This window comes from Bacillus mojavensis, assembly GCF_012648005.1.
Classification (GTDB): domain Bacteria; phylum Bacillota; class Bacilli; order Bacillales; family Bacillaceae; genus Bacillus; species Bacillus mojavensis.
The window spans coordinates 2152685-2175551 of record NZ_CP051464.1 but is presented as its reverse complement, the minus strand read 5'-3'; the positions used below and the strand labels follow the sequence as shown (position 1 = coordinate 2175551).

25 protein-coding genes are annotated in these 22867 nt (G+C 44.3%); 24 read left to right on the top strand and 1 reads right to left on the bottom strand.

All coding sequences use genetic code 11. The features are described from left to right. Nucleotides 1-186 precede the first annotated feature (186 nt). The 17 genes from trpE (at nt 187) to ypjB (ending at nt 16084) form a co-directional block, all read left to right on the top strand. Complete coding sequence (trpE, locus tag HC660_RS11250) at nt 187-1734, top strand: anthranilate synthase component I (RefSeq protein WP_168748131.1); 1548 nt, start codon at nt 187-189, stop codon at nt 1732-1734. Further along, entirely contained in the window at nt 1706-2722 is a 1017-nt protein-coding gene (gene trpD, locus HC660_RS11245) for an anthranilate phosphoribosyltransferase (protein ID WP_168748130.1), read from the top strand. Before trpE ends, trpD begins: the two co-directional genes overlap by 29 nt. Further along, nucleotides 2715-3467: an indole-3-glycerol phosphate synthase TrpC gene (trpC, locus tag HC660_RS11240; protein ID WP_168748129.1), complete on the top strand. Its 753-nt coding sequence runs from the start codon at nt 2715-2717 to the stop codon at nt 3465-3467. The genes trpD and trpC overlap by 8 nt, the downstream gene beginning before the upstream one ends. Nucleotides 3468-3471: 4 nt before the next feature. Beyond that, entirely contained in the window at nt 3472-4125 is a 654-nt protein-coding gene (locus HC660_RS11235; protein WP_168748128.1) for a phosphoribosylanthranilate isomerase, read from the top strand. Then, nucleotides 4106-5308: a tryptophan synthase subunit beta gene (gene trpB / locus HC660_RS11230; protein ID WP_168748127.1), complete on the top strand. Its 1203-nt coding sequence runs from the start codon at nt 4106-4108 to the stop codon at nt 5306-5308. Before HC660_RS11235 ends, trpB begins: the two co-directional genes overlap by 20 nt. Beyond that, complete coding sequence (gene trpA / locus HC660_RS11225) at nt 5301-6104, top strand: tryptophan synthase subunit alpha (RefSeq protein ID WP_168748126.1); 804 nt, start codon at nt 5301-5303, stop codon at nt 6102-6104. Before trpB ends, trpA begins: the two co-directional genes overlap by 8 nt. 11 nt (nt 6105-6115) lie before the next feature. Next, nucleotides 6116-7198, top strand: coding sequence for a histidinol-phosphate transaminase (hisC, locus tag HC660_RS11220; protein ID WP_168748125.1), 1083 nt, complete (start codon nt 6116-6118; stop codon nt 7196-7198). Between the two features lie 47 nt (nt 7199-7245). Then, nucleotides 7246-8361 (top strand): prephenate dehydrogenase, encoded by a 1116-nt coding sequence (locus HC660_RS11215; protein ID WP_168748124.1) that lies wholly within the window; start codon nt 7246-7248, stop codon nt 8359-8361. An 11-nt stretch (nt 8362-8372) separates the two neighbouring features. Then, a complete protein-coding gene (aroA, locus tag HC660_RS11210) occupies nt 8373-9659 on the top strand; it encodes a 3-phosphoshikimate 1-carboxyvinyltransferase (protein ID WP_168748123.1) in 1287 nt (428 codons plus the stop codon). 351 nt (nt 9660-10010) lie between these two features. Next, nucleotides 10011-11282, top strand: coding sequence for a tetratricopeptide repeat protein (locus HC660_RS11205; RefSeq protein WP_168748122.1), 1272 nt, complete (start codon nt 10011-10013; stop codon nt 11280-11282). 69 nt (nt 11283-11351) lie between these two features. After that, on the top strand, nt 11352-11891 hold the full coding sequence (locus tag HC660_RS11200; RefSeq protein ID WP_003225551.1) for a ReoY family proteolytic degradation factor: 540 nt from the start codon (nt 11352-11354) through the stop codon (nt 11889-11891). Nucleotides 11892-11949: 58 nt separating this feature from the next. Continuing rightward, the gene (locus HC660_RS11195) at nt 11950-12396 is read left to right on the top strand and encodes a YpiF family protein (protein ID WP_168748121.1); all 447 of its coding nucleotides are present in this window, start codon (nt 11950-11952) and stop codon (nt 12394-12396) included. Between the two features lie 141 nt (nt 12397-12537). Then, entirely contained in the window at nt 12538-13041 is a 504-nt protein-coding gene (locus HC660_RS11190; protein ID WP_168748120.1) for a Rieske (2Fe-2S) protein, read from the top strand. A 1-nt stretch (nt 13042) separates the two neighbouring features. Then, on the top strand, nt 13043-13717 hold the full coding sequence (gene qcrB, locus HC660_RS11185) for a menaquinol-cytochrome c reductase cytochrome b subunit (RefSeq protein ID WP_003225560.1): 675 nt from the start codon (nt 13043-13045) through the stop codon (nt 13715-13717). Between the two features lie 32 nt (nt 13718-13749). Then, entirely contained in the window at nt 13750-14517 is a 768-nt protein-coding gene (locus tag HC660_RS11180; RefSeq protein ID WP_010334724.1) for a menaquinol-cytochrome c reductase cytochrome b/c subunit, read from the top strand. Nucleotides 14518-14627: 110 nt separating this feature from the next. Beyond that, nucleotides 14628-15221, top strand: a complete 594-nt coding sequence (gene lhaT / locus HC660_RS11175) for a lipoprotein heptaprenylglyceryl N-acetyltransferase LhaT (RefSeq protein WP_168748119.1) — start codon at nt 14628-14630, stop codon at nt 15219-15221. Between the two features lie 68 nt (nt 15222-15289). Further along, nucleotides 15290-16084: a sporulation protein YpjB gene (gene ypjB / locus HC660_RS11170; protein ID WP_168748118.1), complete on the top strand. Its 795-nt coding sequence runs from the start codon at nt 15290-15292 to the stop codon at nt 16082-16084. A 43-nt stretch (nt 16085-16127) separates the two neighbouring features. Here ypjB and HC660_RS11165 read toward each other — a convergent pair whose 3' ends face one another. Continuing rightward, on the bottom strand, nt 16128-17000 hold the full coding sequence (locus tag HC660_RS11165; protein ID WP_010334721.1) for a YitT family protein: 873 nt from the start codon (nt 16998-17000) through the stop codon (nt 16128-16130). 139 nt (nt 17001-17139) lie between these two features. On the opposite strand from HC660_RS11165, the gene HC660_RS11160 reads away from it, so the two are divergent. The 7 genes from HC660_RS11160 to HC660_RS11130 are packed head-to-tail and all read left to right on the top strand — an operon-like array spanning nt 17140 to nt 22718. Beyond that, entirely contained in the window at nt 17140-17475 is a 336-nt protein-coding gene (locus tag HC660_RS11160; RefSeq protein WP_004398044.1) for a nucleotide pyrophosphohydrolase, read from the top strand. 11 nt (nt 17476-17486) lie between these two features. Then, on the top strand, nt 17487-18290 hold the full coding sequence (gene dapB, locus HC660_RS11155) for a 4-hydroxy-tetrahydrodipicolinate reductase (RefSeq protein WP_168748117.1): 804 nt from the start codon (nt 17487-17489) through the stop codon (nt 18288-18290). Between the two features lie 15 nt (nt 18291-18305). Next, nucleotides 18306-18719 carry a methylglyoxal synthase gene (mgsA, locus tag HC660_RS11150; RefSeq protein WP_010334719.1) on the top strand — a complete coding sequence of 138 codons (414 nt, stop codon included), beginning with the start codon at nt 18306-18308 and terminating at the stop codon, nt 18717-18719. Then, nucleotides 18712-19422 carry a bacillithiol biosynthesis deacetylase BshB1 gene (bshB1, locus tag HC660_RS11145; RefSeq protein WP_168748116.1) on the top strand — a complete coding sequence of 237 codons (711 nt, stop codon included), beginning with the start codon at nt 18712-18714 and terminating at the stop codon, nt 19420-19422. Before mgsA ends, bshB1 begins: the two co-directional genes overlap by 8 nt. After that, nucleotides 19419-20552 carry an N-acetyl-alpha-D-glucosaminyl L-malate synthase BshA gene (gene bshA / locus HC660_RS11140; protein WP_168748115.1) on the top strand — a complete coding sequence of 378 codons (1134 nt, stop codon included), beginning with the start codon at nt 19419-19421 and terminating at the stop codon, nt 20550-20552. Before bshB1 ends, bshA begins: the two co-directional genes overlap by 4 nt. A 4-nt stretch (nt 20553-20556) precedes the next feature. Next, entirely contained in the window at nt 20557-21750 is a 1194-nt protein-coding gene (locus HC660_RS11135; RefSeq protein WP_168748114.1) for a CCA tRNA nucleotidyltransferase, read from the top strand. Then, a complete protein-coding gene (locus HC660_RS11130) occupies nt 21735-22718 on the top strand; it encodes a biotin--[acetyl-CoA-carboxylase] ligase (protein ID WP_168748113.1) in 984 nt (327 codons plus the stop codon). The genes HC660_RS11135 and HC660_RS11130 overlap by 16 nt, the downstream gene beginning before the upstream one ends. Nucleotides 22719-22867: the final 149 nt, after the last annotated feature.

Genomic DNA, 22867 nt, shown 5'->3' with positions numbered 1-22867 from the left:
AGTGTGTATAAAGCTTAGTGAATGAGTTGAGTTAGAGAATAGGGTAGCAGAGAATGAGTCTAGTTGAGCTGAGACATGTATGTTTATTCTACCCAAAAGAAGCCTTTCTTTTGGGTTTATTTGTTATATCTTGATTTTCCCTCTCATGCCTTCTTCTCATTCTCCTTGCCATAAGGAGTGAGAGCAATGAATTTCCAATCAAACATTTCTGCATTTTTAGAGGAGAGCATGTCCTACCGCACCATACCGATTGTGGAGACATTCACAGTTGACACACTGACACCTATCCAAATGATCGAGCAGCTGGACAGGAAGATCACTTACCTTCTAGAAAGCAAGGATGACACATCAAATTGGTCCAGATATTCGTTCATCGGCCTTCAGCCATTTCTCACGATCAAAGAACAGCAAAATGATTTTACTGCTCAAGATGAGAATGGCAGATCCCTTTACACTGGAAAAGAATTGAAAGAGGTTCTGGATTGGATGACTGCAGCATACAAAATCAAAACGCCAGAGCTTGCCATTCCCTTTGTCGGCGGAGCTGTCGGGTATTTAAGCTATGATATGATTCCGATAATTGAACCATCTGTTCCTCGCCACAGAAAGGAAACGGAATTTGAAAAGTGTATGCTGTTTGTTTGCAGCACATTAATTGCTTATGATCATGAAACAAAAAACGTCCACTTTATTCAGTATGCCAGATTGAATGGACAAGAAACTGAAGCTGAAAAAATTGCAGTGTTCAATAAAAATCACCGAGAGCTCCAAGGCCTCATTGATAAGATGATGGATCAAAAAAACATCCAAGAACTGTTTCTTTCATCTGAGTCATATAAGACACCTAGTTTCGATACAGTATCTTCAAACTACGAAAAAACAGCGTTTATGGCTGATGTAGAAAAGATCAAAGAATATATAAAAGCAGGCGACATCTTTCAAGGTGTTCTGTCGCAAAAATTTGAGATTCCGATAACAGCAGATTCCTTCGAATTGTACAGAGTGCTGCGAATCGTCAATCCCTCGCCCTATATGTACTATATAAAACTTCCGGACAGAGAGATTGTCGGCAGCTCTCCGGAACGGTTAATTCACGTTCAAGACGGGCATTTGGAAATTCATCCGATTGCTGGAACAAGAAAAAGAGGCGCAGACAAAAAGGAAGATGAAAAACTCAAAATTGAGCTCATGAAAGATGAAAAAGAAAAAGCAGAGCATTATATGCTCGTTGATCTAGCTCGAAACGATATCGGCAGAGTGGCGGAGTATGGATCGGTTGCTGTGCCGGAGTTCACAAAGATTGTTTCATTTTCACATGTCATGCACATCATTTCAGTTGTCACAGGAAGGCTGAAAGAGGGCGTTCACCCTGTCGATGCGCTAATGTCAGCTTTTCCCGCGGGAACTTTAACCGGGGCCCCAAAAATCCGTGCCATGCAGCTTTTAAATGAATTGGAGCCAACACCGAGGGAGACATACGGCGGCTGCATCGCCTACATCGGATTTGACGGGAATATCGACTCCTGTATTACGATCCGCACCATGAGCGTAAAAAACGGTGTTGCATCGATACAGGCTGGAGCAGGTATTGTTGCTGATTCTGAGCCGGAAGCTGAATATGAGGAAAGCTGCAACAAAGCGGGCGCACTGCTGAAAACAATTCATATTGCTGAAGACATGTTTCGTAGCAAGGGGGATGAAGCGGATGAACCAATTTCTGCAAATGTGCGTTGACGGAAAGACACTTACTGCGGTTGAAGCTGAAGCGCTTATGAATATGATGATGACAGCAGAAATGACTGCTTCTGAAATGGGCGGTATATTGTCAATCCTGGCTCATCGGGGCGAAACTGCAGAGGAGCTGGCGGGCTTTGTGAAGGCCATGCGGACACATGCCCTTACGGTAGACGGACTTCCTGATGTGGTTGACACATGCGGAACAGGCGGTGACGGCATCTCTACCTTTAACATTTCAACGGCATCGGCAATCGTTGCTTCAGCAGCAGGAGCTAAAATTGCTAAGCACGGCAATCGCTCCGTATCTTCTAAAAGCGGAAGCGCCGACGTTCTTGAAGAGCTTGGGATTCCAATCCAAACCACACCTGAAGAAGTTAGAGTCAGCATTGAAACAAATAACATGGGATTTCTCTTTGCGCCGCTTTATCATTCGTCCATGAAACATGTAGCGGGCACAAGAAAAGAGCTCGGATTCAGAACGATTTTTAATCTGCTCGGACCGCTCAGCAATCCTTTGCAGGCGAAGCGTCAGGTGATTGGGGTCTATTCTGCTGAAAAAGCGGGATTGATGGCAAGCGCACTCGAAATGTTTCAGCCAAAGCATGTACTATTCGCAGCAAGCCGTGACGGTTTAGATGAGCTTTCGGTTACATCACCGACCGATGTGATTGAGATCAAGGATGGAGAGCGCCGGGAATATACAGTTTCACCCGAAGACTTTGGCTTCAAAAATGGCAGACTTGAAGATATACAGGTGCAGTCACCGACAGAAAGCGCTCATTTGATTCAGAATATTTTTGAAAATAAAAGCAGCCGATCAGCTTTATATATTACAGCCTTTAATGCCGGCGCTGCGATATACACGGCGGGTATTGTCGAAACACTGAAGGAAGGAACGGAGCTTGCGTTAGAAACGATTACAAGCGGAGGTGCCGCAGCGCAGCTCGACAGACTGAAACAGAAAGAGGAAGAGATCTATGCTTGAAAACATAATCAATCAAAAAAAAGAAGAAGTCAAAACTCTTATCCTGCCAGAAGAGCAGCCCTTTGAAAAACGGTCTTTTAAAGAGGCGCTGGCTGACGCAAACCGTTTTATCGGATTGATTGCCGAAGTCAAAAAAGCGTCGCCGTCAAAAGGGCTCATTAAAGAAGATTTTGTTCCTGAGCGGATTGCGAAAGACTATGAAGCTGCGCAGGCAGACGCGCTTTCTGTTTTAACTGACTTTCCGTTTTTTCAAGGGAAAAACAGGTATTTATCAGACGTGAAGCGTGCTGTTTCGATCCCTGTGCTAAGAAAAGATTTTATTATTGATTCTATTCAAGTGGAGGAATCAAAGAGAATCGGAGCAGATGCCATATTGTTAATCGGCGAAGTGCTTGATCCCGTACAGCTTCACGAGTTGTATCTCGAAGCAAAGGAAAAGGAAATGGACGTGTTAGTTGAGGTTCATGATCAAACAACGCTTGAACAAATAGTAAAGGTATTCACCCCTGATATTCTCGGTATTAATAATCGAAACTTAAAAACATTTGAAACTTCACTCGAACAGACGAAACAGATTGCATCCCTCGTTCCGAAAGAATGCTTGCTTGTCAGTGAAAGCGGCATTGGTACTCTAGAACATTTAACATTTGTTAAGGAACATGGGGCCCAAGCTGTTCTGATCGGTGAGTCATTGATGAGACAACATTCACAGCAAAAAGCAATCCATGCTTTGTATGGGGAGTGAAGAGATGAAAAAACCGGCATTAAAGTATTGCGGTATACGGTCGCTGCAGGATCTGCGGCTTGCAGCGGATTCACAGGCAGATTATCTGGGCTTTATTTTTGCTGACAGTAAACGAAAAGTATCCACTGCAGATGTGAAAAAGTGGCTGAGCCAAGTTCGCACCGGAAAACAGATTGTCGGCGTTTTTGTGAATGAAACAATGGGAACGATTGCCCGTATAGCATACGAATTGCAACTAGACGTCATCCAGCTTCACGGTGATGAGACACCGAAGGATGCTGAAGCCCTTCGCCTGCTGACACATTGTGAAATATGGAAGGCGCTCCATCATAACAGCACAGCAATTCAGGATATGGACCGCTTTAACGATTGTGTAGACGGTTTTTTGATTGACTCATCTGTAAAAGGTGCAAGAGGCGGGACAGGAGTGGCTTTTGCTTGGGAGTGTGTGCCGGAATATCAGCAGAAAGCTGAACAAACGGGGAAACGGTGCTTCATCGCAGGCGGTGTGAATCCCGACACAATCGCAGACTTATTGAAATGGAAACCGGGCGGAGTCGATCTTGCCAGCGGAATAGAAAAGAACGGACAAAAAGATGTCAACCTGATTAGGCTCTTAGAAGAAAGGATGAAACGATATGTATCCATATCCAAATGAAATAGGCAGATACGGCGATTTTGGCGGGAAGTTTGTTCCGGAAACTCTTATGCAGCCGCTAGAAGAAATTGAAAAAGCATTTAAGGAAATAAAGGATGATCCCGCTTTTCGGGAGGAATATCAGAAGCTGTTAGCGGAATATTCCGGCAGGCCGACCGCATTAACATATGCCGATCGGGTCACAGAGCATTTAGGCGGCGCTAAAATTTATTTGAAAAGAGAAGATTTAAACCATACAGGTTCTCATAAAATCAACAATGCTTTAGGCCAGGCATTGCTTGCACAAAAAATGGGCAAAACGAAAATCATTGCAGAAACAGGTGCCGGGCAGCACGGGGTAGCCGCCGCGACAGTTGCTGCAAAGTTTGGTTTTTCCTGCATTGTATTTATGGGTGAGGAGGATGTCGCCCGCCAGTCTCTGAACGTATTCCGAATGAAGCTTCTTGGAGCGGAGGTTGTGCCGGTTACAAGCGGAAACGGGACACTGAAGGATGCGACAAATGAGGCCATCCGCTATTGGGTTCAGCATTGTGAGGATCATTTTTACATGATCGGATCGGTTGTCGGGCCACACCCTTACCCGCAAATTGTCCGGGAATTTCAAAAAATGATCGGAGAGGAAGCGAAGGATCAGCTGCAAAATATTGAGGGAACGCTGCCTGATAAAGTCGTTGCCTGCGTAGGCGGCGGAAGTAATGCGATAGGCATGTTTCAGGCATTTTTAGACGAAGATGTTGAACTGATCGGTGCTGAAGCGGCAGGGAAAGGAATTGATACTCCGCTTCATGCTGCTACCATTACGAAAGGAACCATAGGCGTGATTCACGGTTCGCTCACTTACCTCATTCAAGACGGGTACGGTCAAATTATTGAGCCTTATTCAATTTCAGCAGGGCTTGACTATCCGGGAATTGGTCCGGAGCACGCCTATTTGCATAAAAGCGGCCGTGTCACATACGATAGCATAACTGATGAAGAAGCAGTAGATGCGTTAAAACTATTGTCAGAAAAAGAAGGAATCTTACCAGCGATCGAATCTGCTCATGCATTAGCGAAGGCATTTAAAATCGCAAAAGAGATGGACCGTGATCAAACTATCCTCGTCTGTTTATCAGGAAGAGGAGATAAGGATGTCAACACATTAATGAACGTATTGGAAGATGAGGTGAAAGCGGATGTTTAACATAGACCAGGACCAGTCGGAAAAGCTGTTTATCCCGTTTATTACAGCGGGTGATCCGTTGCCAGAAGTTTCAATCGAACTGGCTAAGTCTCTCCAAAAAGCGGGAGCCACGGCACTTGAGATTGGTGTAGCATACTCAGATCCGCTGGCAGACGGTCCGGTGATTCAGCGGGCTTCAAAACGGGTGCTTGATAATGGGATGAATATTGTAAAGGCGATTGAATTAGGCGGAAAAATGAAAAAAAATGGCGTCAATATTCCTATTATCCTCTTTACGTATTATAATCCTGTGTTACAATTGAACAAAGAATACTTTTTCGCTTTACTGCGGGAAAATCATATAGACGGCCTGCTTGTTCCGGATCTGCCTTTAGAAGAAAGCGCCAGCCTTCAAGCGGAATGCAAAACCCACGAGGTAACGTATATTTCTTTAGTTGCACCGACAAGCGAAAGCCGTTTGAAAACCATTATTGAACAAGCCGAGGGCTTCGTCTACTGTGTATCTTCGTTAGGTGTGACCGGTGTCCGAAATGAGTTCAATTCATCAGCTTATCGATTTATCCGGACAGTGAAGAATCTCAGCTCTGTGCCGGTTGCTGTAGGGTTTGGTATTTCCAGCCGCGAGCAGGTGGTCAAGATGAATGAAATCTGTGACGGTGTCGTAGTGGGAAGTGCGCTCGTCAAAAAGATAGAAGAATTAAAGGATCGGCTCATCAGCATTGAGACGAGAGATCGTGCAGTGCAGGAGTTTGAAGATTACGCGAAGATGTTTGGCGGTTTGTACAGTTTAAAATGAGGTGACTGGATTTGCGTATCAAAGAACATTTAAAACAACTAAAGCCTTATCAGCCGGGTAAACCAATTGAAGCAGTAAAAGCTGAATATGGTTTGGATAAAGTCGTGAAGCTTGCATCAAACGAAAATCCGTATGGCTGTTCGGAAGCTGCAAAAGAGGCGCTTCACCATGAAATTCAACAGCTTGCGTTATATCCCGATGGATATAGCGCCGCTTTGCGGACAAGGCTTAGTGAGCACCTCAATGTCAGCGAAACATCACTTATTTTCGGCAATGGTTCAGATGAAATCATCCAAATTTTATGCCGGGCTTTTTTAAATGACAAAACAAACACGATTGCAGCCGCCCCGACTTTTCCGCAATATAAGCATAATGCGGTGATTGAAGGCGCTGAAGTTCGTGAAATTGCCCTACGTGCTGACGGCTCTCATGATTTAGACGCGATGCTTGAAGCGATTGATGAACAGACTCAAGTTGTTTGGATTTGCAGCCCGAACAACCCGACTGGCACTTATACAGCTGAAGGAGAATTGATTTCTTTTCTGGAGCGTGTTCCTTCTCGTGTCCTCGTTGTTCTTGACGAAGCATATTATGAATATGTAACAGCTGAGGATTACCCGGAAAGCATACCGCTTTTGAATACGTACCCCAATCTTATGATATTGCGCACGTTTTCAAAGGCTTACGGTCTGGCGGCGCTTAGAGTTGGATACGGCATTGCTGACGAAAAATTGATCCGCCAAATAGAGCCGGCCAGAGAGCCGTTTAACACCAGCCGTCTTGGGCAGGCAGCAGCGATTGCAGCGCTTGACGATCAAGAATTTATCGCCTCTTGCATCGAGAAAAATCAAGCAGGCCTTCAGCAGTATTATGATTTTGCGAAAACCCACGGATTAAAGTGCTATCCTTCACAGACAAACTTTGTTTTAATAGACTTTAACCGCCCGTCTGATGAGTTGTTTCAGGCATTGCTGCAAAAAGGTTATATAGTCCGATCAGGAAATGCATTAGGATTCCCGACTTCACTCCGGATTACGATCGGGACGAAAGAGCAAAACGAGGAAATTCTTGCAACTTTAGCTGAAATTTTATAAGAGGTGATCAAGTATCACCTCTTTAGTCTATGAACAGGTGATGACGAATGAATCAAATCAAAGATACAATATTGCTCGCCGGTCTCGGATTGATAGGCGGTTCTATTGCGTTAGCCATCAAAAAAAAACATCCGGAAAAACGCATTATTGGGGTCGACATCTCAGATGAGCAGGTGGTGGCTGCTTTAAAATTAGGTGTGATAGATGAGAGTGCTGATTCGTTTATTGACGGCGCGAAAAAAGCTGCAACCGTTATTATCGCCACACCTGTTGCGCAAACGCTGCTTATGCTTGATGAACTGGCTCATTCAGGAATTAAGCATCCGCTTTTGATTACTGACGTAGGAAGCACAAAGCAAAAAGTGGTTCATTACGCCGATCAAGTGCTGCCTGCCGGCTACCAATTTGTCGGAGGGCATCCAATGGCAGGCTCGCATAAATCAGGAGTTGCTGCCGCAAAGGAATTTTTGTTTGAAAATGCGTTTTATATTTTAACCCCAGGCCATAAAACGGACAGACAAGCCGTTGATCAGTTAAAATATTTGCTGCAAGGGACGAATGCCCAATTTGTAGAAATGTCGCCTGAAGAGCATGATGGCGTAACGAGCGTGATCAGCCATTTTCCGCATATTGTTGCAGCCAGTCTTGTGCATCAGACCCATCACTCGGAAGAGCTTTATCCGCTTGTGAAGCGGTTTGCAGCCGGCGGTTTTCGGGATATTACCCGGATTGCATCAAGCAGTCCTGCAATGTGGCGTGATATTCTTTTACATAATAAAGATAAGATTTTAGATCGTTTTGATGAGTGGACTCGTGAAATTGAAACGATCCGGGCATATGTTGAGCATGGGGATGCCGAAAAACTATTCAATTATTTTAAAACGGCAAAGGACTACCGTGACGGACTGCCTCTCCGGCAGAAGGGCGCTATACCGGCATTTTATGATTTATACGTAGACGTGCCGGATCATCCTGGTGTAATTTCAGAGATAACGGCTATACTTGCTGCGGAACGCATTAGTATAACGAATATCCGCATTATTGAAACGAGAGAAGATATTAACGGGATTTTAAGGATCAGTTTTCAATCCGATGATGACCGCAAACGGGCCGAACAGTGCATAGAAGCCCGGGCGGAATATGAAACTTTTTATGCTGATTGAGGTGGAAAACAATGAAAAGAGAAAAGGTGCAGGCGTTAAACGGAGAAATACATATACCCGGTGATAAATCCATTTCTCACCGCTCTGTTATGTTTGGCGCGCTTGCGAAAGGCACAACAACTGTTAAAAATTTTCTGCCGGGAGCGGACTGTCTGAGCACCATCGATTGCTTTAGGAAGATGGGTGTTCAAATTGAGCGTAACGGCAGTGATGTAGTCATTCACGGGAAAGGGATTGATTCCCTGCGTGAGCCAGAAAGCCTGTTAGACGTCGGTAATTCAGGCACAACGATTCGTCTGATGCTCGGGATCCTTGCGGGTCGTCCTTTTTACAGCGCGGTAGCTGGGGATGAAAGCATTGCGAAGCGTCCAATGAAACGTGTAACAGAGCCCCTGAAACAAATGGGCGCTAAAATTGACGGCAGAGCCGGCGGAGAATTTACACCGCTGTCAGTTAGCGGCGGTACATTAAAAGGCATTGACTATGTATCACCTGTGGCAAGCGCGCAAATTAAATCGGCTGTTTTGCTTGCCGGTTTGCAGGCTGAGGGGACTACCACCGTCACTGAGCCTCATAAATCCAGAGATCATACTGAACGGATGCTGTCTGCTTTCGGAGTGAAACTGGCAGAGGACAAGACAAGTGTTTCCATAAAAGGCGGCCAGCAGCTTATGGCTGCAGATATTTTTGTTCCCGGAGATATTTCTTCAGCGGCGTTTTTCCTTGCAGCTGGCGCAATGATTCCAAACAGCAGAATTGTAATGAAAAACGTTGGGTTAAATCCGACTCGGACCGGTATCATCGACGTGCTTCAAAACATGGGCGCAAAGCTTGAAATTATACCGTCTGTTGAGGAAAGCGCAGAGCCCTATGGAGATTTGATCATTGAAACGTCATCTCTTAAAGCGGTTGAAATTGGCGGAGATATTATTCCGCGCTTGATTGATGAGATACCTATCATTGCGCTCCTAGCGACTCAGGCGGAAGGAACAACAGTTATTAAGGATGCCGCAGAGCTTAAAGTGAAAGAAACGAACCGTATCGACACAGTTGTTTCAGAGCTTCGAAAGCTCGGTGCTGAGATTGAACCGACCGAAGACGGAATGAAGGTATACGGCAAACAAACTCTGAAAGGCGGCGCGAAAGTATCCAGTCATGGAGATCATCGGATCGGCATGATGCTGGGTATAGCTTCCTGTTTAACAGAAAAGCCGGTTGAGATCGGACAGACCGACGCCATACATGTGTCATATCCAAACTTCTTTGATCATTTAAATAAGCTTTCAAACAAATCCTGAAGTTTATGCTTCAGGATTTGTTGTGCGAGTTGTTTATCAGTCATAAACTGAAGGAAAAAAACATAGCCTGTCTTATAGAGGAATATAAAACTTCAAAAGAGGGAGGGGGCTTTACTTACAAGTCGGCAGGTCAAAGGCTGCTTTACTGTAATAGAGGGCTATCTTCCTTTTTTTATTTGCTATCGCAGGATCTTTTGATAAACTAATAAGACTCAGAAATTCCTTGACGTACAGTGTAAGCATCTTATTTGCCGAGGGCTTTTCACCTGAATTATGATAGGATTAACCCCTGAACAAATAAGACTTTTATGTATGGTTGATGTTGTTAGGAAAAGAAAGGACCGGTCCGATTTGAATACATTAATTCAAGAAGCCATAAAATTAGTTGAAGCAGGAGAAACAGAAAAGGGACTCAACACCCTCTCGAAGGCCGAAAAACAGCTTCATGATGAAGATAAAGCCATCGCAGCACAGCTTTATTACGAGTGGGGAAATGTAGAGAAAGCGATCTCACTGATCAGTGATTTGCATGATCTATACCCGAATGAAACAGAACTGACGAATTTTTATGCTGAACTTTTAATAGATATTGACGAAGAAGAAAAAGCGCTGGCTGTGCTGGAAACGATCCCGGAATCAGACCCATCATATCCGGAAAGCCTGCTGCTCATGGCTGATCTTTATCAGATGCAGGGACTGTTCGAAGTAAGTGAGCAAAAGCTTTTACAGGCAAAGTCTATTCTTGAAAATGAACCAATCATTGATTTTGCGTTAGGCGAGCTTTACTTTACGCAAGGAGCCTATGCAAAAGCTGTTCAATATTTTAAAAGAACGGCTGGGGAGCAGAGTGAGATCGGAGGCGTTAATGTCCACCAAAGGCTGGCAGAATCGCTAAGTGCATCAGGAGATTTTGAGGAGGCCATTCCGTGGTATGAGAAAGCTGCAGATGAGAATCCTGACCCTAATACAATTTTCGGCTATGGATTTACAGCCTCACAGGCCGGACTGATCAAAACGGCTATTAAACAGCTGTCCGATTTAAAAGAGCTTGATCCATCCTATTCATCACTTTATATGCCGCTTTCAAAAAGCTATGAGGCTGAAGGGATGTATGAAGAGGCATTAAAAACGGCAAAAGAGGGTATCAGATATGATGAATACAACAAGGAGCTTTTCCTCTATGCCGCAAAGATGGCGTTAAAAATCGGGAAATCAGAAGACGGGAAACAACTTCTTCAGGAAGCGCTTGCTCTTGATCCTGGCTTCGTCGAAGCACTTCATACTCTCCTTGCTGTGTATCATAAGGAAGAGGATTATGAGCAAATTATTGATCTGATTCAAGAGGTGCGCGGCTACGGGGAAGAAGATCCGAAATACAATTGGTATCTGGCCAGCGCTTACACCGAATTAGAGCAGTACGAAGAAGCAAAACAATCCTTTGAAGCTGCTTTTCTTCACTATCGTGAGGACAGAGATTTCTTATACGAATATGCAACCTTTTTATTAGAAGAAGGCCTTCAACAAGAAGCGCTGCCGCTATTGAAAAAGGTACTCGAAATAGACGGAGCAAATGAAGAGCTGGAAGAAATAATCTTGCGGATCGAGGATGAATTTTCGAGATAAGCAGGAATTTTAACCGCTTATGTGGAACATATAAGTATAGATTATACGATCGATAGAGGAGGGAATTACATGCAGACCCCTGTTTCTGTCAATGAGAAAAAGGATTTTATCCGTTGGTTTTTAAACCATTATCAGCTAAAACGCAGAGAGTGCGTATGGATCTTGAACTACTTAATGAGCCACGATTCTTTAATGGAAAAGGTTCATTTTGTGGAGCAGGCAGAATTTTGCCCGAGAGGCATTATAATGTCAACACATTGTGTTGAAGAAGTTCCGTTTCGGTTTTATAAAGAGAATGTCATGACAACCGACGCGGAAAAATCTTTTCATGATATTAGATTAAATAAACAGCAGGATTTGTTTATCCAGCTTAATTTCCGTTCAGCCTACAGTTCTCCTGAGTATGCGGCGGTGCTGGAGTCCAACCCTCACATTCCGAAAGATCTGTTTGAAAACAAAAAAGATCAGGGGCTGGCTGAACAAATCCTGGAGCACGCCATTTCTACATTCCAAAGAGAAAAATTATTAAAAGACATTGACGATGCGCTTGATCGTCATGATAAAGAAGCATTTGAACAATTATCGCGCCAATTGAATCAGCTCACATAACATGACCAGCCTTGCAGCGTAATGCAAGGCTTGTTGTCGTAAAAAGGGGAGAACGATGATGAGGTGGAAAATGCCTGATGCTAAGGACTACTTACAATCTAAAGATTACATTGATACCGCTGTCATACCATTAATTAACATAAAAATGGGGAGCCAAATAAAAATAGCGGCAGAGAGAGGCGAATTTACGCAGCTTCTTGCGGAAGAATTGGAAAGGCAGTTAAAAGGACGGGTATATTTATTGCCTGCTTATACATATGTTGATAGAAATGAAAATACCGTTCAAGGGCTGAAAGATTTACAGGAGGAGGTCAAATCAGATTTTCATCATGTTCTACTGCTGACAGCTGATGATCATTGGAGAAGCGAAGAGTCATTAGGGAAAATTATTGTTGCGCCTTCTGTACCGTTAGAGCACTTAAATGACTCCCTAAAAAGAAAAATATTAGATGAACGCACAGCTGAAATTTTGAACGTTTTGTTACAGTTATGGAACGCTTCGTAAAAACACTTACATTTCCTCATAAACAATATTTTGGCTATATTGACCTTGCTGAGAGATTCATATATTATGAGGGTGTCTAGAGTTATGAAATATTTTCTATTTTAGTCAGTTTGCAGGGTTGACCTTGAGGGGGGAGAAGAGATGGGCGGAAGACATGATATATCGAGACGTCAATTTTTAAATTATACGCTAACAGGCGTAGGGGGGTTTATGGCGGCTAGTATGCTCATGCCTATGGTTCGCTTTGCACTCGACCCGGTATTAAAATCGACGGGAAAGCAGGACATGGTTCAGGTTGTCAGCGTAGATGAGCTGACGAAAGAGCCGCAGCGCTTTGATTTCAAAATTAATCAAGTCGATGCCTGGTATGAGTCGGAAGAATCGAGATCAGCTTGGGTTTTCAAAAATGGGGATGAGATTGTAGCACTTTCACCAATTTGCAAGCATTTGGGGTGTACGGTGAACTGGAACAGCGATCCTAAAAACCCGAATAAATTTTTCTGTCCTTGCCACTACGGACTCTATGAAAAAGACGGCACCAATGTCCCGGGCACGCCGCCGCTTGCGCCTCTTGATCATTACGAGCAAGAAGTTAAAAACGGCTTCCTGTATCTTGGAAAAGCAAAGCCTAAGGGGGAAGGGTGACATGCTGAACAAAATTTATGACTGGGTAGATGAACGGCTTGATATTACACCGATGTGGAGGGATATTGCCGATCACGAAGTGCCGGAACATGTGAATCCCGCCCATCATTTCTCTGCGTTTGTGTACTGCTTTGGGGGACTGACGTTTTTTGTAACCGTTATCCAAGTGTTGTCCGGGATGTTTTTAACGATGTATTATGTGCCTGATATTAAAAATGCTTGGGAATCAGTATATTATTTGCAAAATGAAGTCGCATTCGGCCAGATTGTCAGGGGGATGCACCATTGGGGCGCCAGCTTGGTCATTGTGATGATGTTTTTACATACGCTAAGGGTCTTTTTCCAAGGGGCGTATAAAAAGCCGCGGGAACTGAACTGGATAGTCGGTGTGTTAATCTTTTTTGTTATGCTCGGGCTTGGGTTTACAGGCTACTTGCTTCCTTGGGATATGAAGGCTCTGTTTGCCACAAAAGTTGGACTGCAGATCGCTGAAGCCACTCCTTTAATCGGGACGCAAGTCAAAACACTCCTGGCAGGGCATCCGGATATTGTAGGCGCCCAAACGCTGACTAGGTTTTTTGCGATCCATGTATTCTTTCTTCCTGCCGCATTGTTTGGATTGATGGCCGCACACTTTATTATGATCCGCAAGCAGGGAATTTCAGGACCGCTTTAAACTTGATCTGCGAATAAAAGGGAGGGGATGACATGCACCGGGGCAAAGGGATGAAATTTGTAGGAGACTCAAGGATACCGGCTGAGAAAAAGCCGAATATACCGAAGGATTACTCAGAGTATCCCGGTAAAACAGAAGCCTTCTGGCCAAATTTCTTATTAAAGGAATGGATGGTCGGAGCTGTCTTTCTGATCGGTTTTCTTGTTTTGACGATTGTACACCAGCCGCCTTTGGAGCGGATGGCGGACCCGACTGATACAGGTTATATTCCGCTGCCGGACTGGTATTTTCTTTTCTTATATCAGCTTTTGAAATATGAATACGCCGCTGGGAGCTTTACGGTGGTCGGCGCTATGATTATGCCGGGGATCGCCTTTGGCGCTCTGCTTTTGGCGCCATTTCTCGACAGGGGAACAGAAAGAAGGCCTTGGAAGCGTCCTGTGGCTGTGGGGATGATGCTCTTAGCTATTTCCGCGGCTGTATTTTTGACCTGGCAGTCTGTAGCCACTCACGATTGGGCAAAGGCGGAGGAGCAGGGGAAAATCACAAAAGAAGCGGATATCGATACCAGTGCCGAAGGATATAAAATTTTTCAGGAGCAGGGCTGTATTTCATGTCACGGGGATAATCTTCAAGGCGGAGCGGCTGGGCCTTCATTGGTAGACACCGGACTGAAGCCGGAAGAAATCAAAAAGATTGCTGTTGAAGGAAAAGGCCAAATGCCGGCAGGTGTGTTCAAAGGAAATGATAAGCAGCTTGAAGAACTTGCGAAATTCATTTCCGAAACAACCGCAAAATAACGTATTGTGAATTGCGAAATGGAAGGATATACTTTTATTATCAAAAGCTGACCAGGCGTCAGCTTTTTTATATGGACATATTATTTTTACAGACTGAGAGTTGATTTGATGTGAAATGGTTTCAATATGTATTAGGACAGCGAACGATGCTTATTCTTGTCTTAGCCATCAATATTCTGGGGACGGTTTACGGCTACTATTGGTACTTGCCTCAGATTTTGGAGACGCCGGCCCGTTTCCTCGTCTTTGTTCCGGACAGTCCGACAGCAACGTTTTTCTTCTTGTTTGTGCTGCTGGCCTTTCTCATGAAGCGGAATGCTCCGCTTTTTGAAGCGCTTGCGTTAGTCACGCTCGTGAAATATGGCTTGTGGGCGGTCGTCATGAATATTCTCGTGCTGGCTGTCACGGGGGATTTGCCATGGGAAGGCTATATGCTGATTGCCTCGCATTTTGCTATGGCTGTCCAAGGAGTGCTGTACAGCCCGTATTTTCGGTTTTCATTATGGCATCTTGTTATAGCTGCGGTCTGGACGCTTCATAATGATGTCATTGATTACCTGTTTGGGATGATGCCCCAATACTCCATGCTTTCTGAATATATGACTGACATCGGATACGGAACGTTTTGGCTGAGCATCTTTTCAATCGGGCTTGCCTTCTATCTTGTCATATCGAAAAAGCAAACAAAGCTTCAACTGACGTAAAGACAATCTTGGTCTATCCTTGTCCTTTCCTTCATATTCTGTAAGGAGAGAGAGTGGGAGGGACCTGCATGAAACGAAAGCTGACGATCTGTTTGTTGATTGCTCTTATTTTTTATAATGGGAATGCCAAGGCTGAAGAGCGGGGAAGCCTCAAGGAATTGAATGATTTATCCGATACGGTTTTTCAAATGACCCGCCAATCGAAATATGAAGAGGCGCTACAAGTCCTATCGTATTTTGAAAAAACATTAAAATCCGCTGAAAAGCAGAAACAAGACAGCATGTTAACCGGAGCCCAAATTCGCCAAATTACTTTGGGCTATAACGATATGGTACGGAGTTTAAAACAGGCTGAGGCATCAGACACACAAAAGCTCAGAGCAGCCGCGCAGTTCAGAATGCTGATGGATGCTGTTGACAATCAGTCTGATCCCCTTTGGGGGTCACTGGAGAAGCCGATTATGGAGGTCTTTGCCGCACTTAAGCAGGATGTCCAAAAAAATGAAAGTACGAGCTTTCATGAAAAGTGGAATGAATTTATCAGCTTGTATGATTTGATTTATCCAAGTCTTACAATCGATATATCAGAAGATCAGCTTGATACAGTCGGAAAACATATTGCAGTGATCGAGCAAGAGGGATTTCAGCAAATGACCGAGAGTACGAAGCTTGAACGGCTATCCCTACTCCAGAACGACCTGAAGAGTGTATTTGACAGGGTGGAAGAGGATGATGCAGATCCGTCTTTGTTATGGGTGATGATCACTACAGGAGGTATCATCATTACTGCACTTACTTATGTCGGTTACAGAAAATACAGAGCGGAAAAAAAGAAACTGAAAAAACGGGATTACCCAAAATGAGTAAGAGGGGCGGCGGCAGCCGCCTTTTGTCATCCAAAAAACATTAGCGCGGGAGCGGATTTTTATTTTCATCAAGTGTAAATCCTTCTCCAAGCACATCGTGTACATCGCTGACCGCGACAAAGGCATGAGGATCAATGGAGTTAATCACACTTTTTAGCATGACCAATTCGTTTTTCGGCACTACACAATACAGTACGTCTAGATCCTCTTTCGTGTAGGATCCCTGTCCTTTCAAAATGGTAACGCCCCGTTCCATTTCCTCAAGAATCTTCTTCTGAATCTGATCGTTTTTCGCAGAGATGATTGTTGCACCTTTAGCTGCATACCCGCCTTCCTGAGTAAAATCAATCAGTCGTGCCGCCACAAATACGGCAACCAATGTGTACATGGCTTCTTTGTAAGAGAGGTAGGTAAGCAATGATAAAATGATCACGCAAGCATCAAAAGCAAACATCGTTCTGCCCATTGGTATCCCAAAATACTTATTGATCAAACGGGCAATGATATCAACCCCGCCCGTCGTCCCGCCGTACTTAAAAATAATGCCTAAGCCGGCTCCAATGAATACGCCGGCAAATAAAGCGGCAAGCGCAAGATCATGCTGAAGGGGCATATGTATTTCATATCGCTGAAAAATGCTAAGGAATAAAGACAGTGCTACAGTACCGACTAGTGTGTATACAAACATCGTCCTGCCCAGCAAACGCCAGCCGATAAAAAAGATCGGGATATTCAAAACCAGGTTTGAAATAGAAGGACTAATATGGAAAAGGGCATAAAGCAATAGTGTAATTCCCGTGAATCCACCCTCTGCCAGATTGTTTTGCATATTAAAATGAACCAGGCCAAATGAAAAAATTGCTGCACCGATTAATATAAAAATTATGTTTTTTAATCTAATTTCTCCAAGCATCACACAAAACCCCTTTTCCTTCCATTAGATAGCGTTTATATTATAGTGGATGCAAAAGAAAACAGCAAACGTGCTTAAACATTTGTCAAACGTATCCGAATTAGCTAACATGTAAGAGGATGATAGGAGGTTTCGTGCAGTGAGTGATAAAACAATGAAAGATATACAGGCTGAGGTGGACCGCTATATCGGCCAATTTAAAGAAGGGTATTTCAGCCCGCTTGCCATGATGGCAAGATTAACCGAAGAACTGGGCGAGCTAGCAAGAGAAGTCAATCATCGTTATGGAGAAAAACCAAAAAAAGCGACTGAAGATGATAAAAGCATGGAAGAGGAAATGGGCGATGTGCTGTTTGTATTGGTTTGTTTAGCCAATTCTCTTGATATTTCATTGGAGGAAGCCCACGACCGAGTCATGCATAAATTTAATACTAGAGATAAAGACCGCTGGACAAGAAAAGAAGAAGGAAAGTAGAGGAGATCAAGATGTCAAACGAAACAATTAAAGTAGTCATTGCAGGACCGCGGGGAAGAATGGGGCAAGAAGCTGTTAAATTGGCTGAAAAAACACCTCATTTTGACCTGGTCGGAGCAGTAGACCATACATACGATCAGCGCAAATTATCTGATGTGATGGCTGTGGAGTCTGATGCTCTTATTTACACAGATATCCATGCCTGCTTTACAGAAACAACACCAGATGTATTAATTGATTTAACAACACCCGAAATCGGCAAAGTACATACAAAAGTTGCATTAGAACACGGTGTCCGTCCTGTAGTGGGCACTACCGGTTTCTCTGAAGCTGATTTGAAAGAACTTACAACTCTGACAGAAGAAAAAGGGATCGGGGCTATCATCGCTCCAAACTTTGCATTGGGTGCGGTACTCATGATGAAATTCTCAAAAATGGCTGCCAACTACTTCGATGATGTTGAGATTATTGAGCTGCACCATGATCAGAAGCTTGACGCGCCAAGCGGAACTGCTCTCAAAACAGCGGAAATGATTTCTGAAGTTCGAAAAGAAAAACAGCAAGGGCATCCAGATGAAAAAGAAATCCTCCCAGGAGCAAGAGGTGCGGAGCTAAACGGAATCCGTCTGCACAGTGTTCGTCTACCAGGGTTGATTGCCCATCAGGAAGTGATGTTCGGCATGGACGGCCAAACGCTGCAGATTCGCCACGACTCTTATAACCGCGCTTCCTTCATGTCCGGTGTAAAACTGTCTGTAGAACAAGTCATGAAGATTGATCAGCTTGTGTACGGATTGGAAAATATCATTGATTAGACAGGGGGATAAATGATGAAAATTGCTTTGATCGCGCATGACAAGAAAAAACAGGATATGATCCAATTTACAACCGCTTATCAAGAGATTTTGAGTCATCATGATCTATATGCAACGGGAACAACGGGATTGAAAATTCAAGAGGCGACCGGCCTTAAAATTCAGCGTTTTCAATCCGGCCCTTTAGGTGGAGACCAGCAAATCGGCGCGTTAATTGCCGCTAACGCACTTGACCTGGTTATCTTTTTGCGCGACCCGCTGACCGCACAGCCGCATGAACCGGATGTCTCGGCATTAATCCGTTTATGTGATGTTTATTCAATTCCGCTTGCCACCAATATGGGAACTGCAGAAATTCTTGTTCGCACACTAAATGAAGGCGTTTTTGAATTCCGCAATCTTCTTCGGGGAGAAGAACCTCATGTATAATGCTGACGTTCTTGCTTTTGGCGCTCATAGTGATGATGTCGAGATCGGTATGGGCGGTACAATAGCAAAGTTTGTCAAACAGGGAAAAAAAGCTGTGATATGCGATTTGACTGAAGCTGAGTTATCTTCGAACGGAACAGTCAGTTTGCGAAAAGAAGAAGCGGCCGAAGCAGCCCGTATATTAGGTGTGGACAAAAGAATTCAGTTGACGCTCCCTGACCGCGGGCTGATGAAGAGTGATGATGCGATTCGGGCGATTGTCACAATCATTAGAACCTGCCGGCCGAAAGCGGTGTTTATGCCATATAAAAAGGATCGTCATCCGGATCACGGCAATGCTGCCGCACTGGTTGAAGAAGCGATCTTTTCAGCAGGAATTCATAAATATAAGGATGAAAACAGCCTGCCTGCGCATAAAGTAAGTAAGGTCTACTATTATATGATAAATGGTTTTCACCAGCCTGATTTTGTTATTGATATCTCGGATACAATTGAGGATAAAAAGAAAAGCCTCAATGCCTACAAAAGCCAGTTTGTACCGTCACAAAATTCTGTTTCAACACCATTGACGAATGGTTATATCGAGATCGTTGAAGCAAGAGAAAAGCTGTTCGGCAAAGAAGCGGGTGTAGGGTACGCTGAGGGATTCTTTTCCAATCGAATGCTGATGCTGGATCATGATGTGCTTGGGGGCGAACAATGAAAAAACTAAAAATAGGCATTACATGCTATCCGAGCGTCGGCGGCTCAGGTATCATTGCGACAGAACTCGGGAAACAGCTTGCTGAAAAGGGACATGAAATCCATTTTATAACATCAAGCATCCCGTTCAGATTAAATACATACCATCCTAATATTCACTTTCATGAAGTTGAAGTAAACCAATATGCCGTATTTAAATATCCGCCGTATGATTTAACATTGGCAAGCAAGATCGCTGAGGTTGCAGAACGGGAGAATTTAGACATCATCCACGCGCACTACGCTCTGCCGCATGCGGTTTGCGCTTATCTCGCAAAGCAGATGCTGAAACGGAATATCGGCATCGTGACAACTTTGCATGGAACGGATATTACAGTATTAGGCTACGACCCCTCTTTAAAAGATCTTATCCGTTTTGCGATAGAGGCTTCAGACAGGGTGACAGCGGTCTCATCAGCCCTTGCTGCTGAAACGTACGATTTAATTAAGCCGGAGAAAAAAATAGAAACGATTTATAATTTCATAGATGAACGTGTCTATCTTAAGAAAAACACAGCGGCCATTAAAGAGAAACATGGCATACTGCCGGATGAAAAAGTCGTGATCCATGTGTCCAACTTCAGAAAGGTCAAACGTGTGCAGGATGTCATCCGGGTGTTTCGCAATATAGCCGGCAAAACAAAAGCAAAACTGCTCTTAGTCGGAGACGGCCCTGAAAAATCAGTCGCCTGTGAGCTTGTCAGAAAATACGGGCTGGAAAAACAAGTGCTGATGCTTGGAAATCAAGACCGTGTAGAGGAGCTTTATTCAATCAGTGATTTGAAGCTGCTGCTGTCTGAAAAAGAGAGTTTTGGCCTTGTCCTGCTTGAAGCGATGGCATGCGGAGTACCTTGCATCGGAACGAATATTGGCGGTATCCCTGAGGTGATAAAAAACAATGTGAGCGGGTTTTTGGTGGATGTCGGCGATGTCGAAGCCGCTTCAGCCAAAGCGGTTCGCATTTTAGAAGACGAACAGCTGAGCAAGCAGTTTACCGAAGCGGCCATGGAAATGCTCAATAATGAATTTTCGTCACAAAAGATTGTCAGCCAGTATGAACAGATATATGCCGATTTAGCAGAACCGGAGTGATGACATGGAACAAGATTTTATCAAAGCACTTCCCGTGCTCCGCACATTAATTGAAGCAGGCCACCAAGCTTACTTTGTCGGAGGCGCAGTTCGTGACAGCTATATGAAACGAACAATTGGAGATGTCGATATTGCGACAGATGCGGCACCGGACCAAGTAGAACGGCTTTTTAAGCGGACGGTTGATGTCGGCAAAGAGCACGGGACAATTATTGTGCTCTGGGAAGATGATACCTATGAAGTCACTACATTCCGGACTGAATCAGCTTATGAAGATTACAGAAGGCCGTCAGAAGTACACTTTATTACATCATTAGAAGAGGATTTAAAACGCAGGGATTTAACGATTAATGCGATGGCTATGACAGCCGACGGTCAAGTTCTTGATTATTTTGGCGGAAAGAAAGACATAGATCAGCAGCTGATTCGAACGGTTGGAAAACCGGAGGACCGGTTTCAGGAGGATGCGCTTCGCATGCTGAGAGCGGTGCGATTTATGAGCCAGCTCGGATTTACGCTTTCGAAAGAAACAGAAGAAGCGATCATAAAAGAGAAAACACTTCTGTCACATGTATCAGTCGAACGAAAAACAATAGAGTTCGAGAAGCTTTTACTGGGAAAAGCGTCCCGAGAGGCCATTCAAATGCTTGTACATACGGGGCTTTATAAAGAACTGCCCGGTTTTTATCACAAACGAGAGAACCTGCTTACGGCGAGCGAGTTTCCGTTTTCTTTTCTCACTTCTCGTGAGGAACTGTGGGCAGCGCTTTTAATTGATCTTCAGATAGAATTGAAAGATGCGATGCTTTTCCTGAAAGCCTGGAAGCTTCCTGGAAAAGTGATGAAGGAAGCCGCTCACATTGCCGACACGTTTGGCCAGAGCCTCGACGCTATGTCTATGTACAAGGCTGGTGAAAAAGCGCTTTTATCCGCGGTCAAAATATCAATGCTCCGGCAAACCAAGCAGCTGAACGGTGAGAGACTGAAGGAAGTCCGAGAAGCTTATCAAAGCCTGCCCATCAAAAGCTTGAAGGATCTTGCCATCACAGGGCGGGATTTACTTGCACTGCGAAACCAGCCCGCTGGAAAATGGGTGTCTGAAGAATTACAGCGGATAGAGCAGGCTGTTGTAACGGGAAAGCTCTCCAATCAGAAGAAACACATAGAGGAGTGGCTGAAGACATGCGATCAACCTTAAGAAACGATCTTATTGAATTATTTTCTCAGGCCGGAAGCGAGTTTATTTCCGGCCAAAAAATCAGTGATGCTCTCGGATGTTCGAGAACAGCTGTATGGAAGCATATTGAGGAGCTTCGCAAAGAAGGCTATGAAGTGGAAGCTGTCAGAAGAAAAGGGTATCGGCTCATCAAAAAGCCTGGAAAACTCAGTGAAAGTGAAATTCGTTTTGGGCTGAAAACAGAAGTGATGGGGCAGCATCTTTTTTATCATGACGTCCTTTCATCCACTCAAAAAAAGGCTCATGAGCTTGCTAATGATAACGCGCCGGAGGGCACTCTCGTTGTCGCGGATAAACAAACAGCCGGCAGAGGGAGGATGTCAAGGGTGTGGCATTCTCAAGAAGGAACAGGCATCTGGATGAGTCTGATTTTGCGTCCAGACATTCCGCTTCAAAAAACACCGCAGCTTACGCTTCTTGCTGCGGTAGCTGTTGTGCAAGGAATAGAGGAGGCAACAGGCCTTCAAACGGATATTAAATGGCCTAATGATATATTAATTCACGGAAAAAAAGCAGTTGGCATTTTAACTGAAATGCAGGCGGAAGAAGACCGGGTCCGTTCAGTCATTATCGGTACAGGCATAAACGTTAATCAAGAGGCCGACGATTTTCCCGAGGAGCTTAAGGAAATCGCGACGAGCCTTAGCTTGGCAGCCGGGGAAAAAATAGATCGGGCGAGCGTTATGCAGCATATTTTGCTTTCTTTTGAAAAACGGTACCGCGACTATTTGACGCATGGTTTCACGCCAATTAAGCTTCTGTGGGAAAGCTATGCGCTTGGAATCGGCAGTGAATTAAGAGCAAGAACGCTAAACGGAACATTTTATGGGAAAGCCTTAGGAATAGACGAAGAGGGTGTTCTTCTTTTAGAAACGAAGGAAGGCATAAAAAAAATCTATTCGGCAGATATTGAAATGAGTTCATTGTAGTTGGTACAACCCTGTTGATTTTGATATACTTCCATTGGGCAGTATCGCCTGCGAACTGCACCTATTCATAAAAAATAGATAGACATTGCAGCAGTCTGCCTTGATCCAAAAAGGACTGGGACAGAGGGATGAAACTCGCCGAACTTTAG